Source organism: Sulfuriferula thiophila, from assembly GCF_003864975.1.
Classification (GTDB): Bacteria; Pseudomonadota; Gammaproteobacteria; order Burkholderiales; family Sulfuriferulaceae; genus Sulfuriferula; species Sulfuriferula thiophila.
Genome location: NZ_BHGL01000042.1, coordinates 1 through 1,309 on the forward strand (window position 1 = coordinate 1; position 1,309 = coordinate 1,309).

General features: G+C 51.3%; 1 protein-coding gene. It reads left to right on the plus strand.

The features are described 5' to 3' along the window. On the plus strand, positions 1-1,011 hold a 1,011-nt coding region (locus tag EJE49_RS11755), incomplete at its 5' end, for an IS110 family RNA-guided transposase (RefSeq protein WP_124951065.1). Positions 1,012-1,309: the final 298 nt, after the last annotated feature.

Genomic DNA, 1,309 nt, shown 5'->3' on the forward strand with positions numbered 1-1,309 from the left:
GGCATTGATTTGGCAAAAACTATTTTTCAGATTCATGGTGTTGACCAGTATGGCAAAACTATCGAGCGCAAGCAACTCAAACGTGCCGAAATGACCCGTTACTTCGCCAACCTACCCGCCTGCCTGATTGGCATGGAAGCCTGCGGTAGTGCGCACCACTGGGCGCGCAAGCTGGCAGGCTTCGGCCACACAGTCAAACTCATGGCACCCCAATTCGTAAAGCCTTATGTCAAAACCAACAAAAACGACATGGCCGATGCCGAAGCGATCTGCGAAGCCGTCGCCAGACCGAACATGCGCTTTGTCCCAATCAAGAATGTAGAACAACAAGCCATCCTCTCTGTGCATCGCGCACGCCAAGGATTTGTCAAAGCACGCACCGCACAGGCCAATCAGATACGCGGCTTGCTCTCCGAATTCGGCATTGTTATGCCGCAAGGTATCTATTCTATACTCAAGCAAATTCCAGCCATCCTGGAGGATGGTGAAAATGAATTGCCCGGTACCTTCCGCCATCTCATTGCGCGACTGACAGACAATTTAAAAGCCATGGATAGCCAAGTTGATGCGCTGGAGCAACAGATCAACTTATGGCATGGGCAGAATGAGGCGAGCCGCAAGCTGGCCGATATCCCCGGCATCGGCCCCATCACCGCCAGTGCAATTGTCGCCACAGTAGGCAAAGCACAAGAATTCAAAAATGGCCGGCAACTGGCAGCGTGGATGGGGTTGGTTCCCCGACAGAAATCCAGTGGCGGCAAACAGAATCTGCTCGGGATCAGCAAGCGGGGTGACACGTACTTGCGTACATTACTCATTCACGGCGCGCGCTCCGTCCTGCACCACGCGGCCAATAAAATGGATACAGAAAGCTGGCTAAGCAAGCTCGTGACCCGGCGCAACAAAAATATTGCTGCCGTGGGCCTGGCCAACAAGAACGCACGGATCATCTGGGCGTTGTTGGCCCATGACCGCTTGTTCCGCCCTGATTACGCAGCTGCCGCTGCGTAATCAGGGCGGTTGAATAAACCCATTATTAACAGTAGCAATTGATAACCGAGTTGTAGACGTAGTACCACCGATTGCACAGGCAATCATGACATGATGGCGAGACAGGTCAGACCGTGAGTGAGTAAATCCGATCAACTTTAAGAACGAAAAGTTCGATAACGTAATAGGAACTCACTCAGCGTATTCCATCAGGGACAGAAGCATTGCTTCATTTAAAGTCCGGATGTATGGCTGCAATCTTTACCTATACTCAAAATTATTGATTGGGGGCTTGGCAAAAAAGTGGGCGTCCATGTAT